This is a genomic window from Nocardiopsis salina YIM 90010 (assembly GCF_000341025.1).
GTDB lineage: Bacteria > Actinomycetota > Actinomycetes > Streptosporangiales > Streptosporangiaceae > Nocardiopsis > Nocardiopsis salina.
In genome coordinates, this window is record NZ_ANBF01000023.1 from 1 (window position 1) to 15,028 (window position 15,028).

At 70.3% G+C, this 15,028-nt stretch carries 13 protein-coding genes and 2 pseudogenes; 5 read left to right on the top strand and 10 right to left on the bottom strand.

Annotated features, from left to right (window positions below; all coding sequences use genetic code 11):
- The 4 genes and pseudogenes from D474_RS0102505 to aceA form a co-directional block, all read right to left on the bottom strand.
- Positions 1-474 (bottom strand): HAD domain-containing protein (locus D474_RS0102505; protein WP_017612024.1); only part of this gene is annotated, 474 nt, incomplete at its 3' end.
- 74 nt (positions 475-548) lie between these two features.
- Positions 549-1,355 (bottom strand): CPBP family intramembrane glutamic endopeptidase, encoded by an 807-nt coding sequence (locus D474_RS0102510; protein WP_017612025.1) that lies wholly within the window; start codon positions 1,353-1,355, stop codon positions 549-551.
- A 233-nt stretch (positions 1,356-1,588) separates the two neighbouring features.
- Entirely contained in the window at positions 1,589-1,810 is a 222-nt protein-coding gene (locus D474_RS0102515; protein ID WP_017612026.1) for a hypothetical protein, read from the bottom strand.
- A gap of 404 nt (positions 1,811-2,214) precedes the next feature.
- Positions 2,215-3,511 (bottom strand): annotated as a pseudogene (gene aceA, locus D474_RS27410) (isocitrate lyase).
- A 219-nt stretch (positions 3,512-3,730) separates the two neighbouring features.
- Here aceA and D474_RS0102525 point away from each other — a divergent pair.
- Positions 3,731-5,170, top strand: a complete 1,440-nt coding sequence (locus D474_RS0102525; protein ID WP_017612027.1) for an XRE family transcriptional regulator — start codon at positions 3,731-3,733, stop codon at positions 5,168-5,170.
- Between the two features lie 90 nt (positions 5,171-5,260).
- On the opposite strand, the gene D474_RS0102530 is transcribed toward D474_RS0102525, so the two are convergent.
- Both D474_RS0102530 and D474_RS0102535 read right to left on the bottom strand, forming a co-directional pair.
- The gene (locus tag D474_RS0102530; protein WP_017612028.1) at positions 5,261-5,800 is read right to left on the bottom strand and encodes a hypothetical protein; all 540 of its coding nucleotides are present in this window, start codon (positions 5,798-5,800) and stop codon (positions 5,261-5,263) included.
- 68 nt (positions 5,801-5,868) lie between these two features.
- Entirely contained in the window at positions 5,869-7,029 is a 1,161-nt protein-coding gene (locus tag D474_RS0102535; RefSeq protein ID WP_017612029.1) for an alpha-hydroxy-acid oxidizing protein, read from the bottom strand.
- Between the two features lie 253 nt (positions 7,030-7,282).
- On the opposite strand from D474_RS0102535, the gene D474_RS0102540 reads away from it, so the two are divergent.
- Positions 7,283-8,512, top strand: coding sequence for an acyl-CoA dehydrogenase family protein (locus D474_RS0102540; protein WP_017612030.1), 1,230 nt, complete (start codon positions 7,283-7,285; stop codon positions 8,510-8,512).
- A 175-nt stretch (positions 8,513-8,687) separates the two neighbouring features.
- On the opposite strand, the gene D474_RS0102545 is transcribed toward D474_RS0102540, so the two are convergent.
- The gene (locus tag D474_RS0102545; protein ID WP_017612031.1) at positions 8,688-9,215 is read right to left on the bottom strand and encodes a GNAT family N-acetyltransferase; all 528 of its coding nucleotides are present in this window, start codon (positions 9,213-9,215) and stop codon (positions 8,688-8,690) included.
- 184 nt (positions 9,216-9,399) lie between these two features.
- On the opposite strand from D474_RS0102545, the gene D474_RS0102550 reads away from it, so the two are divergent.
- On the top strand, positions 9,400-9,801 hold the full coding sequence (locus tag D474_RS0102550) for an MmcQ/YjbR family DNA-binding protein (protein WP_017612032.1): 402 nt from the start codon (positions 9,400-9,402) through the stop codon (positions 9,799-9,801).
- 294 nt (positions 9,802-10,095) lie between these two features.
- On the opposite strand, the gene D474_RS0102555 is transcribed toward D474_RS0102550, so the two are convergent.
- A complete protein-coding gene (locus D474_RS0102555; RefSeq protein ID WP_017612033.1) occupies positions 10,096-11,358 on the bottom strand; it encodes a CynX/NimT family MFS transporter in 1,263 nt (420 codons plus the stop codon).
- Positions 11,359-11,525: 167 nt separating this feature from the next.
- On the opposite strand from D474_RS0102555, the gene D474_RS0102560 reads away from it, so the two are divergent.
- Positions 11,526-12,236, top strand: a complete 711-nt coding sequence (locus D474_RS0102560) for a FadR/GntR family transcriptional regulator (protein WP_017612034.1) — start codon at positions 11,526-11,528, stop codon at positions 12,234-12,236.
- A 263-nt stretch (positions 12,237-12,499) separates the two neighbouring features.
- On the opposite strand, the gene D474_RS0102565 is transcribed toward D474_RS0102560, so the two are convergent.
- Positions 12,500-13,252, bottom strand: a complete 753-nt coding sequence (locus D474_RS0102565) for an RraA family protein (protein WP_017612035.1) — start codon at positions 13,250-13,252, stop codon at positions 12,500-12,502.
- A 184-nt stretch (positions 13,253-13,436) separates the two neighbouring features.
- Positions 13,437-14,360, bottom strand: coding sequence for an Lrp/AsnC family transcriptional regulator (locus D474_RS0102570; protein ID WP_026118103.1), 924 nt, complete (start codon positions 14,358-14,360; stop codon positions 13,437-13,439).
- Positions 14,361-14,758: 398 nt separating this feature from the next.
- Here D474_RS0102570 and D474_RS30795 point away from each other — a divergent pair.
- Positions 14,759-15,028 (top strand): annotated as a pseudogene (locus D474_RS30795) (LCP family protein); the annotation flags it as partial.

A 15,028-nucleotide genomic window follows, 5' to 3' on the forward strand; every position in this document is an offset into this window, starting at 1 on the left:
CAGGTCGAGGTCGCGTTCGACGAGCCCCTGGGCGGGTGAGATGCGGTGCAGCAGGAACGCACCGCGGTGATGGCGGCCGACGTATTCGTGGTCGCGGTCGGTGACCTCGTCGTCGACCCACACGAAGGGGCGCCCGGCTGCGTACTCGACCAGAGCCGGGGTCTTGAAGAAGATCCCGGCGGGCGCGCTCTCGCGGGCAGGGAGCTCGACCACGGGCAGTTCGGGCAGCCCGACCCGGGGCCCGATCATGCTGTTGGCCTCGTGCTCCCAGGTGGTCGCCCACACCAGCTCGTACGGGAGGCCCAACAACTGTGCGCCGTGGTCGGGGTTGAGCAGCACGCGCAGGGCCGACAGGGGCGGGGCCCATCCCCGCGGACGCAGGGAGTGGGCGGTGTAGCCCTCCTGCAGAGCCGCCAGGGAGGCGTGGAACGGGTTCAGGGGGCCGTCGACGTCCAGGAACAACAGGGGGCGCACGCGCGGAGCCTTCTCGGTCAGGGGGCGGGACCCGACGCATCCTACGCCCCGCCGCCGACGCTCCACCGGCCTTTTCACCCCGGGAGCCAGTCGATGTTGCCGAGCAGGTACACGGCGCCGACGAAGGCGAAAACGTCGATGACGGTGTGCGCCACGACCAGTGGCATCACCCGCCCGTAGCGCAGGTAGAACCAGCCGAAGACCAGACCCATGACCAGGTTCCCGAAGAACATGCCCACCCCTTGGTAGGCGTGGTAGAAGGCCCGCAGCACCGAGCTGGCCAGGACCGCCTTCCACGGGCTCCATCCCGACTGCGTGAGCCGGTGCAGCAGGTAGCCGACGACGATGACCTCTTCGAGGAGGCCGTTCTTGGCGGCCTGGAGCACGAGGATCGGCACGTCCCACCAGTTGCCGTCCAGGGTGCTGGGGGTGATGGCGAGCGTGAGCCCCAGGCGCCAGGAGAGCACGTAGACGGCGAGCCCGCCCAGCCCGACGAACGCCGCCAGGAGCGCGCCCCCGACGAGGTCGGAGCCGGGGCGGCGCAGGTCGAACCCGATGGTGCGGGCCGACTCGGAGCTGCGGTGCAGCAGATACACCACGAGCGCAACGGGTGCGAGCGCGAAGGCGACCGCGTGCAGCTGCAGGGACAGGTCGAGCCAGGGGCGGTCCTCGGCCCGGCTGTTGACGAGGCTGGTGCTCTGCGCGGAAAGGGACTCGGGCGCGGTGACCACACCCAAGAACGTGATGGTCGCCGAGACGGCCGCCGCGCCCAGGGACAACGCCAGGACACAGAGGATCTCCCAGCGGATCAGGCGCGGGGTGAGCACGGAGGGGACGGGTGGTGTGCGGTGGCCCGGTGCGGCTTCGGTCTTGTCGGTCACGCGTCGAATCTACGTGCCGGGGTGGAGTGCACGCCCGGGAACGGCCCGGCCCGCTTCCGGCTCCGGTCTCGTGTCATTCCGCGCGCCCGCCCGGCTCCCCGGGACCGGAAGGCGCTGCACGTGGCGGGCCACTGCATGGGGCAGGGCCCGCAACGGCGACGGCGGCCGCCGGGAGGGGCGGACGGATCTCCCCTCGCCTGCGGCCGCCGCAGTGGTCACACGGAACGGGCCGGTCAGCCCTCGCCCTCGGGCGCATCGTCGAGGCCGTCCTCGGGCGCCTCTTCTTCCAGGCCGTCCTCGGGGGCTTCGACCCCGGGGTCCTCCATGCCCGGGTCGTCGGTGGCGGTGTCCTCGCAGGCGGCGACGCCGAAGACGGCCACGGCCGCGATGGCGCTGCCGGCGATGGTACGGCGGAGGGTGGTCAGGGTCTCCTTGCTGATGTCCTCGAGCTTCACGATGACTCCATCAGGTAGGGGATTGCGTGTGCCGTGGGTCGACCCGGGGTGAACCCGTGGGGGCCGTCTCGCGGTACTCGGCCCGGACATGACACGAACCGGGCGTTATTGATCTGTGACCCATCTACGGGTCAGCCTATGGGCGTCGCCGTCCGGTGACCAGGGGTGAGCACCCCCTCTTCTGGCCGCATCCGGCCAGGGTTCCCGTGTTTACCGACGGCACCGTTCACGGGCCTCCGTATTCGCACCAGCACCGCTCTGAAGGACACACGAAAAGCCGTCGACCATGCGCGTGTGACACGGAACGCGCATGGTCGACGGCTAGGGGGTGGCGGTCGCCCCCCCCCCGCCCCAGCCACGAAAGCGGGGAGGGAGCGACCGCCGGGGGAAAGGAAGAGCCAGAGTCAGTGAGCCGCTGAGAACTGGTCTTCCTCGGTGGAACCGGTGAGGGCGGTGGTGCTGGCCTCGGGCGAGATGGTGGTGCTGATCTCGTCGAAGTAGCCGGTACCGACCTCGCGCTGGTGGCGGGGGGGGGGGGNCCAGGGCCTCGGCCGCGAACTCCTTCTCCTGGAGGTCGACGTAGGCGGTCATGCCGTTCTCGGCGTAGCCCTTGGCGAGCTCGAACATCGAGTAGTTCAGGGAGTGGAAGCCGGCCAGGGTGATGAACTGGAACTTGTAGCCCATGGCGGCCAGCTCGCGCTGGAACTTGGCGATGGTCGAGTCGTCCAGGTGACGCTTCCAGTTGAAGGACGGCGAGCAGTTGTAGGCGAGCATCTGGTCGGGGTACTCGGCCTTGATGCGCTCGGCGAAGTCGCGGGCGACCTCGAGGTCCGGCGTCCCGGTCTCCATCCACAGCAGGTCGGAGTGCGGCGCGTAGGCCAGACCGCGGGCGACGCAGGCGTCGACACCGTTGCGGAAGCGGTAGAAGCCCTCCGAGGTGCGCTCACCGCTGATGTAGGGACGGTCGCGCTCGTCGATGTCGCTGGTGATCAGCGTCGCGGCCTGGGCGTCGGTCCGCGCGATGACCAGCGAGGGCACGTCGGCGACGTCCGCAGCGAGGCGGGCTGCGCTGAGGGTCTTGACGTGCTGGCTGGTCGGGATGAGGACCTTGCCGCCCAGGTGGCCGCACTTCTTCTCGGAGGCCAGCTGGTCCTCCCAGTGCACACCGGCGGCGCCGGCCGCGATCATGCCCTTCATCAGCTCGTAGGCGTTGAGGGTTCCGCCGAAGCCGGCCTCGGCGTCGGCGACGATCGGGGCGAGCCACTCGGGGGCGTTGTCGTCACCCTCGGACCAGGTGATCTGGTCGGCGCGCAGGAGCGCGTTGTTGATGCGGCGGACCACGGACGGGACCGAGTTGGCCGGGTAGAGGCTCTGGTCCGGGTAGGTGTGGCCGGACAGGTTGGCGTCGGCAGCGACCTGCCACCCGGAGAGGTAGATGGCCTTCAACCCGGCGCGGACCTGCTGGACCGCCTGGTTGCCCGTCAGGGCGCCGAGGCTGTGGACGTAGTCCTCGTTGTTCAGGAGGTGCCAGAGGCGCTCGGCACCGCGACGAGCCAGGGTGTGCTCTTCGTTGACCGAACCGCGCAGCTTGATCACGTCGTCGGCGGAGTAGTTCCGCTCGATCCCGGCCCAGCGGGAGTTGGTCTCCCACTCGCGCTGGAGCGCGGCGCTGGCTTCCTGACGGCGTGCGCTGGTGCTCATCTTCGTTCCCGCCTTACGTGTAGTCCCCAAGGTGTTCGTACCGGTCGAGGGAGTCCTGTGCCGGGGCTGAGGGGTGAACCCCGGCCCGTAAGTTCCCCGCCGGTAACTATGATTCTTGGCGAAGATCCAAGAGTTTTCCACCCAAAATCGGGTGAAGATCCTCTATTCTTTCCGTACCATGAACGCATGACGTACTTTGGGAACGAAGAAATACCGTCTTTGACGGGTGACCTAGATCTCGTCACCTTCGGGCAGCGGTTGCGCCACCTGCGCCGCGCACGCGGGATGACCCTCTCCGACCTGGGCGAACGCGTGGGTCGTGCCCCCTCCCAGCTGTCGCTACTGGAGAACGGCAAGCGTGAACCGAAGCTGTCCCTGCTCACCTCGCTGGCCACCGCGCTCGGTGTCTCGGTCGAGGAGCTTCTGTCCAAGCAACCTCCGAGCCGTCGCGCGCAGTTGGAGATCTCGGTCGAGGAGGCCCAGCGCGACCCCCTCTACCAAGGGCTGGACCTGCCGCACCTGAAGGTCGGCAAGCGGGTCCCCAACGACGTCCTCGAACACATCGTGGGCCTGTACGACGAGCTCAAGCGCCGCAGCGCCAAGCCGACCGCCTCCCCCGAGGAGGCCCGGCGGGCCAACGCCGAGCTGCGGTGGCAGATGCGCGAGCGCGGCAACTACTTCGAGCACATCGAGGGCGCCGCCGCCGAGACCCTGCGCGCGGTCAACTACACCGCGGGCCCCCTCTCCCAGGGGCAGATCCTGGCGATCGCCACCCACCACGGCTTCACCCTCAAGTACGTGCAGGACCTGCCGCGCTCGGTGCGTTCGCTGACCGACCACGTCAACCGGCGCATCTACCTCAAGCGCGAGACCACGTTGGGCATGCACAGTCCGCGCACGATCCTCTTGCAGACCCTCGGGCACGTGATCCTGGGCCACCGCCGTCCCACCGACTTCGGCGACTTCCTGCGCCAGCGGGTGGAGGCCAACTACTTCGCCGCAGCCGTGCTCATCCCCGAGTCCACGGCCGTGAAGTACCTGCAGGAGGCCAAGGCGGCGCGGGACCTGTCGGTGGAGGACCTGCGCGACGTCTACTCGGTCTCCTACGAGATGGCCGCGCACCGGTTCACCAACCTGGCCCACCGCCACCTGGACCTGGTCTGCCACTTCATCCGCAACGACGAGACCGGGATCATCTACAAGGCCTACGAGAACGACGGACTGGTCTTTCCCACCGACGAGTCCGGTGCGATCGAGGGCCAGCGCATGTGCCGGCAGTGGTCCGGGCGGCAGGTCTTCGCCTCCCCCGACCGGTACTCGATCTACTACCAGTACACGGACAAGCCCAACGGGACCCACTGGTGCGTGGCGCACGTCGACCCCAGCCGCGAGCGCAACTTCGCGATCACGCTGGGGGTGCCGTACAAGGAGTCGCGGTGGTTCCGGGGGCGCGAGACCACCAACCGCACCCAGTCCAACTGCCCCGGCGGCGAATGCTGCGTGCACCCGCCCGCCGACCTGGCGGCGCGTTGGGAGGGCAACGTGTGGCCCTCGGCGCGCGCCCACTCGCACGTGCTCTCGGCGCTGCCCTCGGGGACCTTCCCGGGCGTGGACGAACACGACGTGTACACGTTCCTGGAGCGCCACGACCGGGAGTGAGCACGCTCCCGCACGCGCTGGGACAGCGGTCGAGGGCCGGGGTTCGCCCCGGCCCTCGCGCGTGCCCGGAGCCGCGGGCGACCGAGCGGGTCAGTCCTCGCCGGGGATCATCACCAGCGGGAGCGCGGAGCTGTACTTCCAGCGCCCGCGGGTGCGGCACAGGCGCAGGCCCGCCACGCCTTCGCCCGGGCGCCCGCGCACGCGCAGGGAACGCCACAGCCAGGCCCAACGCAGAAACTGTCCGGCGTGCACGTCGATGCGTTCACCGTGGTGCAGGCAGGGGCGGAGGGTGACCCAGGTGATCTCCACCCACAGGTCCTCGGGGTCGGGGTCGGCCAGTGACACCGTGAGGTGGAGGGGCGAGGAGTCCGGCGAGACCCGGTTGCGCCGGGTACGCAGGCGCTTGCCCCGGACCGAGTCGCCGTGGAGGGTGCACACGACGCTGTAGACGGTGTAGCGCCCCTCGGGCAGGACGTAGACGTCACAGCGCCCCTCACGTCCGGGCCCGGGCCGGACCAGGTGGCGCCGCACCCGCCAGGCGTGCCGGGGTGCTTTGAGCCACTCCAGCCGCCAGAGCACGATACCCGCCGTCGCCGCGACGAGGGAGAAGACCAGGGTCAGTCCTTCCACGCGGCCCACATTAGGCCGCCCCACCCCCGGCGCCCCTGACGGACACACGGGGGCGGGACCGCCCCGCGTCAGGCGCGCAGGTCCTTGAGCGCCTCGGGGCCGAGGTCGGCCAGCGAGGGGTAGCCGTCGACCGCCATGAGCAGATCGGCCTCGGCGAGCATCGACCGCAGCACGTGCACGACGCCCTCGGCGCCGCCCAGGGCGAGCCCGTAGACGTAGGGACGGCCCACGGCGACCGCGGTGGCCCCCAGTGCCAGGGCCTTGACCGCGTCCGAACCCGAGCGCACACCGGAGTCGAAGACGATCGGCAGGTCGGTGGCGGCGGCCACGTCGGGCAGGCACTCCAGCGCCGGGATCCCGCCGTTGGCCTGGCGTCCGCCGTGGTTGGAGACGTAGATCGCGTCCACCCCGCCGTCGGCCGCGCGGCGGGCGTCGTCCGGGTGGCAGACACCCTTGACAATCAGCGGGAGATCGGTCAGCGAGCGCAGCCACGGGAGGTCGTCCCAGGTCAGCGGGTTGCCGAAGATTCCCGCCCAGTGAGCGACCACGGCGTCGGGCGCGGCGCCCTGGCCCACGCGTTCCTGGAAGACGGGGTCGGAGGTGTAGTTGGCCAGGCAGTGGCCGCGCAACTGGGGAAAGTTCGCGGTCGCCAGGTCGCGCGGGCGCCAGCCGGTGACCCAGGTGTCGAGGGTAACGACGATGCCCGCATACCCGGCCGCCTCGGCACGCTGGACCAGGCTTGCCGCCAGCTCGCGGTCGGTGGGTGTGTACAGCTGGAAGAAACCGGGGGTGTCGCCGAAGCGTGCGGCGACCTCCTCCATGGGGTCCTGGGACAGGGTGGAGGCGATCATCGGCACGCCCGTGCGCCCTGCAGCCTCGGCCGTGGCCAGGTCACCGTGCCGGTCCTGGGAGCACAGGCCGACCACGCCGACCGGGGCCATCATCAGCGGCGAGGGCAGGTGGACCCCGCACAGGTCCACGGAGGTGTCGCGCTCCGAGGCCCCGACGAACATGCGGGGGTAGATGCCCCACCGTTCGAAGGCGGCGGCGTTGGAGTCCTGCGTGTGCTCGTCGCCGGCGCCGCCCGCGACGTAGGACCACACCCACGGCGGCAGGGTCTCGGAGGCCCGGCGTTCCAGCTCGGAGAAGGTCATGGGGTGGGAGGGCACGACCCCGCTCAGGCCGTTCAGATAGATCTCGAGCTGGTAGTCGCCGTAGCGCGACGCCATGGACGCCTCCGGAAAGTGGGGGTGGGTCTCAGTGTGACGCGCATCATCCGAGGCTGCGCACCGGCATGTCAAGGCCCTCCCCGGCAGGACCACCCGCCCCCTCGTACACCGTGCGCAGGCAGGACCCTCTCTCCAGCCGCCTCGGACCGCCCCGGTGAACCGGGTGATTGTGCCTGTACAAGGCAACTGTTACCGTTGGTAACACTGAATTGGCCACCCCTCCCCCGAGGGCCCGACGAAGGATGTGGAGCGCATGAGCGAGGGCACCGAATCCGGCTTCAGCCTGGAACTGAACGAGGACGTCAGGGATGTCCGGGACTGGGCGCACGGGTTCGCCAAAGACGTCATCCGCCCCGCCGCCGCCGAGTGGGACGAGCGGGAGGAAACCCCCTGGCCAGTGATCCAGGAGGCCGCCAAGATCGGCCTGTACTCCCTGGACTTCTTCGCGAACCAGTGGCTGGAGCCCAGCGGCCTGGGCATCCCGGTCGCCTTCGAGGAGCTGTACTGGGGCGACCCCGGCATCGCCCTGGCCATCACCGGCAGCGGCCTGGCAGCGGTCTCCGTGGCCGCCAACGGCACCCAGGAACAGCTCATGGAGTGGACGCCGCAGATGTTCGGCACCGCGGACGACGTCAAGCTCGCCGCGTTCTGCTCCTCCGAGCCCAACGCCGGCAGCGACGTCTCTGCCATCAAGACCCGCGCGGTCTACGACCAGGCCAAGGACGAGTGGGTGCTCAACGGCGTCAAGACCTGGGCCACCAACGGCGGCATCGCCGACGTCCACGTCGTCGTCGCCGCCGTCGAGCCCGAGTTCGGCTCCCGCGGCCAGGCCACCTTCGTGATCCCGCCGAACACCCCGGGCCTGAGCCAGGGCCAGAAGTTCGCCAAGCACGGGATCCGCGCCTCCCACACCGCCGAGGTGATCCTCGACGACGTGCGGATCCCCGGTTCCTGCCTGCTGGGCGGCAAGGAGAAGCTCGACGAGCGCCTCGCCCGCGCCCGTGAGGGCCGCCGCTCCAAGGGTCAGGCCGCGATGAAGACCTTCGAGGCCTCCCGTCCGACCGTCGGCGCCATGGCCATCGGCTGCGCCCGTGCCGCCTACGAGTACGCGCTCGAGTACTCCACGCAGCGCGAGCAGTTCGGCAAGCCGATCGGTGACAACCAGGGTGTGGCCTTCACACTCGCCGACATGGCCACCCGCATCGACGCCGCCCGCCTGCTCGTGTGGCGCGCCGCCTGGATGGCCCGCAACGACAAGGACTTCGACAACGCGCAGGGGTCCATGAGCAAGCTCTACGCGAGTGAGACCGCCACGTTCGTGACCCAGAACGCCGTGCGCATCCTCGGCGGGAACGGCTACACGCGTGAGTACCCGGTCGAGCGCTGGCACCGTGACGCCACGATCTTCACGATCTTCGAGGGCGCGAGCGAGATCCAGAAGCTCATCATCGGCCGCCAGATCACCGGCCTGCCCGTGCGGTGACATAACCGCAGTTCAGGGCATCAGAAGCGAATGCGTAATCGAACGTAGAACCGGCAGTTGAGGACCACGGGCCGGGGAGGACAGTTACCGAGTTTTACCGCCCTCTCCCGGCCTCTCACGTCCCCTCCCGGGCGGGCACGCCTCCAGCTGTCACCGGACCGGCCGCCCCTGTTGGTCACGCATCGGTCCGACGGAGCTCGAACACCCGCACTGGACGGCCACAGCCGGGGTCGACGGTCTCACGGAGCAGGCGCATCCCCAGTTTCGCGATGATCCGTTCGGAAGCGCCGTTGCCCGGCTGGACGATGCTGACGATCCGGTCCGGCCCACAACCCTCGAACCCGAACCGCACCGCAGCCGCAGCGGCCTCCGTGGCCAGGCCCTGCCCCCAGTGGGACCGCCCGAGCCGCCAGCCGATCTCGACCGCAGGCAGAACCTCCGGCATGAAGTGCGGGACCGAAAGACCGGTGAAGCCGGCCAGTTCGCCGGTGGAGCGGATCTCCACGGCGAACAGGCCGAAGCCCTGTGTGTCCCACTCCTGCTCCATCGCCTCGATACCGCGGCGAGTCTGCTGTTCGTCACGGACGCTTCCGTCACCGATCCACCGCATGACCTCCGGATCTGCGTTGACGGCCGCCATGGGCCCGGCGTCGTCCGCACGCCAACGGCGCAGGAGCAGGCGGGGAGTCTCGAGCGTGGTCATCCGGGCATTCTGGTTCACGGACGTGCTCGTGACCAGCCCCGTGCTCACGCGCGCAGCCGGCCCAGGACCGGCGTCGCCACGGGTCGCACACCACGTGTGTTCGACACCTGCGGTCTGCAGGCGGGCATCATGGCGTGGACGCCTCCGGCGTGCGGCCGGAGCACACGAGCAGGAAGGCCACACCGTGGACGGCACCAGCTTGCAGGACACCGCCCGACAGCGCGCCTGGGAGCTCCCCGGCAGCGAGCAGGTGTACCCGTTCGGACCCGAGCACGAGGTCTTCAAGGTGCGCGGCAGGGTCTTCCTGCTGATGACCGAGCTCGAGGCTGGACCGGTGGTCACGCTCAAGGCCACGCCCCTGGACGTCGAGGCGCTGCGCGAGAGCCATCCCGGGATCGGCCCGGGGTACCACATGAACAAGCGGCACTGGATCACGCTGTATCCCGACGGCCCCGGCCGAGAGGGGGTGAGGACGGACTTCTTGGAGGAGCTGGTCACCGAGTCCTACCGCCTGGTGGTCGGCAAGCTCCCCCGCGCCGACCGGCCGATCGAGCCAGCGTCCCTGGACGCTCGGCCCCGCCCCTGATCCGGGGCACCGGACCACCCCTCCTCGGGCATAGCGAGCGCCCGGGCTCCCCTGCGCTCACCTCTCCCCTCCGCCCCTCGGGCGACAGGTGTCCCTCGCCCCGCCGGCCCCGGCGAAAGCGCTGGGCCGCAGCGCTCGGGGGCCGGCGCTCGGGCACGAGCACACTGAGCCCGCGTTCGGTCATCGGTCTTTCGAGCAGCCGATGGGGCTTCCCCTGTCTCCCTGAGCGAGTGCGCAAGGAGTGACCACCCCGTCGGGGACTGAAGCGGAAGGCCGGGGCACGATCCCCCGTTGTCAGCCCCGGGCCTGCCGGGCCTCCACGGCGTCCTCGAGGTAGCGGTTGCGGCCGAGCAGGAGACCGACACCGAGGTTGATCGCGACCAGGCCGGCCACGAGCAGAAGCGGCGCGTGCCAGGAGTCGGTGAGGTCGTGCAGGAACCCGAACAGGAACGGCCCGGCCCCGCCCATGAGGTAGCCCAGGCTCTGCCCGGCGGCGGAGAGCGCGGCCGTGCCGGCGCTGGTGCGGGTGCGCAGCGCGAAGATCGTCAAGGCGAAGACGAAACTGCCCATGCCGATGCCGACGAGCGTGGTCCAGATCCACACACCATCGAGCGGGGAGATCCACAGCCCGGCCACGCCGGCCAGGTAGGCGACCGCGAAGAGCACCACGAACACCCGCTGGTCGCGAGTGCGGGTGAGCAGCCCGGGCAGGATCAGCGAGATCGGGATGCCCAGGGTGGTCAGGTAGGCCAGGGCCACCCCCGCGCCCGAGGCGTCCATGCCCTGGTCGCGCAGCATCTGCGCGTACCACCCGAACATGATGTAGGCGATCGAGGACTGGGTGCCGAAGTAGACCACCGCCTGCCACCCGATGCCGGTGCGCAGTACCTGGGTGAACCCGAGGGTGTCCTTGCCGTTCCCCCCTCGGCTGCTGTGGCGCAGGGACGCCAGCCAGGGCAGGGCCGCGACCACGCCGAAGAGGGCGTACATGCCCAGGGCCAGGCGCCACTCCCCCGTGCTCTGTTCGACCGGCACTGTTGCTGCGGCCGCGATGGCGGTGCCCGCGGCCAGGGCAGTGGTGTAGACGGTGGTCATGAGCCCGACGCGGTGCGGGAAGTGCTGCTTGACCAGTGCCGGGAGAATGACATTGCCGATCGCGCCACCGGAGAGTGCGACAGCGCTCAGTGCCAGGAACATCCAGGGCTCGGGCGCCACGGCGCGGGCGCTCAGGCCGAGCGTCAGGGCCAGGAGCGCGTAGACGAGCACGTGGTGGTCACCGAGGCGGCGCGACAGCACGGGGGTCAACCCGCCGAAGAGCGCGAAGCACAGGACGGGCAGGGTGGTGAGCAGCCCCGCACCCGCACCGGACATGCCGAGCCCGCCCGTGACCTCGTCGAGGACCGGGCCGACGCTGGTGATGGCGGTTCGCAGGTTGAGGGCGGCCAGCGCGATGCCGGCACCGATCAGGAGCAGGGCCCAACGTGTCGGTGCCGAGGTCTGTCGTGCCGCCGGGGGTTCGGTGCCCACGGGTTCGTGGTGCCCCGTTCCGGCGCTCATGAAAGTAGACTCACATATTCGTAGGATGACCCGATGTACATCATGAGCATAACGCATTGCCGCTCGTAGCCATTTCCTTGCCTCAACTGGTCTATGCTCCCGCCTAACCGTTCCGCACACGTGCGCTGGTCCTGTCATCCGGAGACCCGCCCCTAGGAGGTAACCGCGTGCCCCTCGCCTCGACGCGCCGGACCGGTCTCGTCGACCAGGTCATCAGTCAGTTACGAGCACAGATCGACTCGGGTGAGTGGGGCGTGGGCGATCGGATCCCCACCGAGTCCGAGCTCTCCGATCAGCTGGAGGTGGGCCGTAACACCGTACGCGAGGCGGTCCGGGCCCTCGCCCACGCAGGTCTTCTCGAGATCCGCCAGGGGGCGGGCACCTTCGTCCGCGCCTCCAGCGAGCTCGGTGGGGCGCTCCGCCGCCGCCTGGAGCGTTCGCGCCTGCGGGAGAACCTGGAGGTGCGCAGGGCGCTGGAGGTGGAGGCGGCCCGCCTGGCCGCGCTCCGCCACAGCGAGGCCGACATGGCCGACATCGACCGCGCCCTGGCGGTGCGGGAGGAGGCCTGGCGCGACCGGGACATGGGCACGTTCGTGGAGTCGGACTTCACACTGCACAAGGCGGTGGTCCTGGCCACGCACAACCGGCTGCTGATCGACCTGTACGACGACATCGCCCAGGTCGTCTACGCCAGCATCGCCCATACCGCCTACGAGCAGAACGACGAGGGCACCGAACGGCGGGACCGCCCTTCCTCGTCCTACGAGGGCATGGACCACAGCAAGCTCGTGGAGGCGATCCGGGCCGCCGATCCCGCCGAGGCGGCACGAGAGGCCAACTGTTACATCGACGAGCTGTTGAGCCTGACCGAGGAGTGAGGCCGCCGGCCCGGGCGGGGTTCCCCGGACCCGGGCCGGCGCACCACGCAGGGTTCGGCGGGCGCCTTCCGTTGCCCCGGCCGGCCACCGCGCCGCCGGGCGTCCGTCGAAGGCGGTGACGGGTGGGCATCCAGCGGTGCTGTCGCAAGGCCGGAGAAGGAATCGACTTGGACGCGCCGTTCACTGACGAGAACGCGGCGAGAGTGCCCGGGCCTTGCGCAGCAGGTGACCGGGTGGTGTTCGCCGGACAGACCCGAACACGTTCAGTCCGCCGGCCGGCTTCCCTCTCCGACGGAGGTGTGGGGTGTCGCGCACGGGCGCAGAGGCGTGTACCCCTCGCCGCGCGCACCGCCCTCGCGCCGCGGACCCCGCGTACGGACGGCCCGCCTGCTGCGCAGGTTGCCGGCCCCCTCCCAACCGCTGACCTGTGACGGGTCCAGCCCCAGCAGGTCGAGGGTGGACTGCCCGGCGTGCACGGCGTCGATGATCTCGCGTTCGCGGGACAGCCCGGCCAAGGCCTGGCCGATGACGGAGCTGACCTGACCGCGGGGCAGGAGCACGACCCCGTCGTCGTCGGCCGCGATCCAGTCGCCGCGGCGCACCTGGAGCGGAGCGGGGCCGGTGGCGCTCATGGTGACCGTCTGACCGACCGCTCCCCCGGCGTGGTGCCCGGCCTCGCGCACCGAGACGCCTGCGCTGAACACGGGCAGTTCACAGCGGGCGATGGCCGAGATGTCGCGCACGCAGCCTTCCAGGACGATGCCCTCCACGCCGCGGGTGTGTGCGGCCACCGCGAGGATCTCGTCGACGTAGCCGTACTCGGCCTCCCCGGCGACGTCCACGACCAGCGCGGATCCGGGCGGGGCCTGTTCGACCGCCACGTGCAGGGCGAGGTTGTCGCCGGGAGCGCAGCGGACGGGGAATGCCGAGGCGGCGAAGGCGGCCCCGGGCCAGACGGAGAAGAGGTGGGCCCCGAGGGGCCGACCGCCACAGCGCGCCAGCGCTGCGGTCCCCACTGCCGTCAACGTCTCCGCAAGCCTCACGTCTGCCTCCATAACACCCGCGCCCGGTGTGGCCGGCCGACACCGGCCCACCTTCTATACTCACGGGTAACTTAAGCGTGACGCAAGCCATAAGAGGCGGAAACACAGAAAAATGCTACCGCTGGTTACAGGGGACCGAAACCCAGGGGCTTGTCCGTTACTCGGGCGCACCGGCCGCATCGGGCCAATCCACGAGGTGCTCACCCCCGCGGCGTTCCTTACGCACCGAGAGGTGCTCCCAGGTCTCCACGGGGCCCACACCGGCCGTGGCCCGCACCGTCTCCAACAACTCCACGAGGCGGCAGCGGTCCGGGGCCGTGAGCGTGGCAACGAGGTCGTAGCGCCCGAAACCGCTCGCCAGGAACGAGATGCCGTCGACGGTGGCCAGGTGCGCGGCCAGGGCCTCGGCGTCGCCCCGGCAGTGCACGCCGAGCCCGAGCTGCTCGTTGGCTCCCAGCGCCGTGGGTTCCACCAGGGCGGTCACGTGCACCACCCCCGACTCGAGCAGCCTCACCACCCGTGAACGCGCCGCGGCCTGCGACAGCCCCACCTGGCGGGCCAGGTCGGCGTAGGAGGCGCGCCCGTCGACGAGCAGCCGTCGCACCAGGCGCCAGTCCAGTGCGTCGAGCTCGATGTCCCGCAGTTGCCGCACGTTGCTGTGGGAGTCCCGGAAGACCGCGCCCGCACGGAAGACCTCCACATGCTCCACCCCGGGCAGGGCGCGCAACTCGCCCAGTTCGGCGGAGAGCGCGCGGTCATCGGCCACACGCACCTGCGCCACAGCCTGGCAGCGCCCCGCAGTCAGTGCCGCGAACGTCACGGCCTCGCGTTCGCCGAGCTTGTTCATGAGCGGGCCGACCGGACCGTTGACCGTGAACGAGACGTGCCCCAGGGCCTCCATCCCCAGGACCCCGGTGTGCAGGACCCCGACGATCCTGATCGCCCCGGACTGCACCAGTTGCCGGACCCGGGCGCGCACGGCAGTGCGCGAGAGCCCGACCCCGTCGGCCAGTGCCTGGAAGGTCGCCCTTCCGTCCCCCTGCAACGCGCGCATGAGCGCTGCGTCAACCGCATCGAGCACGATGGTGCTGCCTTTCGTTCCCATGACGCCGTCCGCTCCCGATCAGGACAGCGCCCCCTCCTGCGGCCAGATCATCGCAGTTGTCGCGCCCGTTCACTACAGATCGCGAAAGAAATGGCCTGATTCGGACCGTTCGGCCGTCCGAAAGCGCAATGCAATCCCCCATCAGCATCCTCCGAGACACATAACAGACTTGTATAGAACACCCGGTATGAGACCGGCGGCCGTGCGCTGCCCCTCGAAGAGGCGCCACACTGTGAGTCCAGGGGACCGTGACGTTCCGGGAACCGGACGCGCGGGGGCACGGTGACCCTCCCGGCGATCGACGGCCGCGGCGGGTACACAGGTACACGAGGGGCGGGAAACACGTCCGCCCTCCGGCTGGAGAGGATGCGTCGGTGGCAGCGGACGACGGACAGCAGGAGGCGGCACCTCCGCGCACGAGCGCGCGCCCGAGCAGCACATCACGGGCCCTGCTGTGGACTGCGGCCTCTGTGCCGCTCCCCGGGATCGCCCACCTGAGGATGGGCCGGCGCACGGCGGGTGCCCTGATCCTGCTCGCCTACCTGGGCGGGCTGGCCCTCCTGGGGTGGGGCGCCTATGCCCTGGGGGCCGATTCGGACACCCTCGCGGCGGTGGCCGGGATGGCGACCTCGAGCCAGTGGTTG

What these genes read in the sequence shown, in the direction of transcription:
- D474_RS0102555 (WP_017612033.1), bottom strand. Translation starts at nt 11,358, where the DNA reads ATGAGCGCCGGAACGGGGCACCACGAACCCGTGGGCACCGAACCCCCG.
- D474_RS0102535 (WP_017612029.1), bottom strand. Translation starts at nt 7,029, where the DNA reads ATGGCGTCGCGCTACGGCGACTACCAGCTCGAGATCTATCTGAACGGC.
- D474_RS0102540 (WP_017612030.1), top strand. Translation starts at nt 7,283, where the DNA reads ATGAGCGAGGGCACCGAATCCGGCTTCAGCCTGGAACTGAACGAGGAC.
- D474_RS0102545 (WP_017612031.1), bottom strand. Translation starts at nt 9,215, where the DNA reads ATGACCACGCTCGAGACTCCCCGCCTGCTCCTGCGCCGTTGGCGTGCG.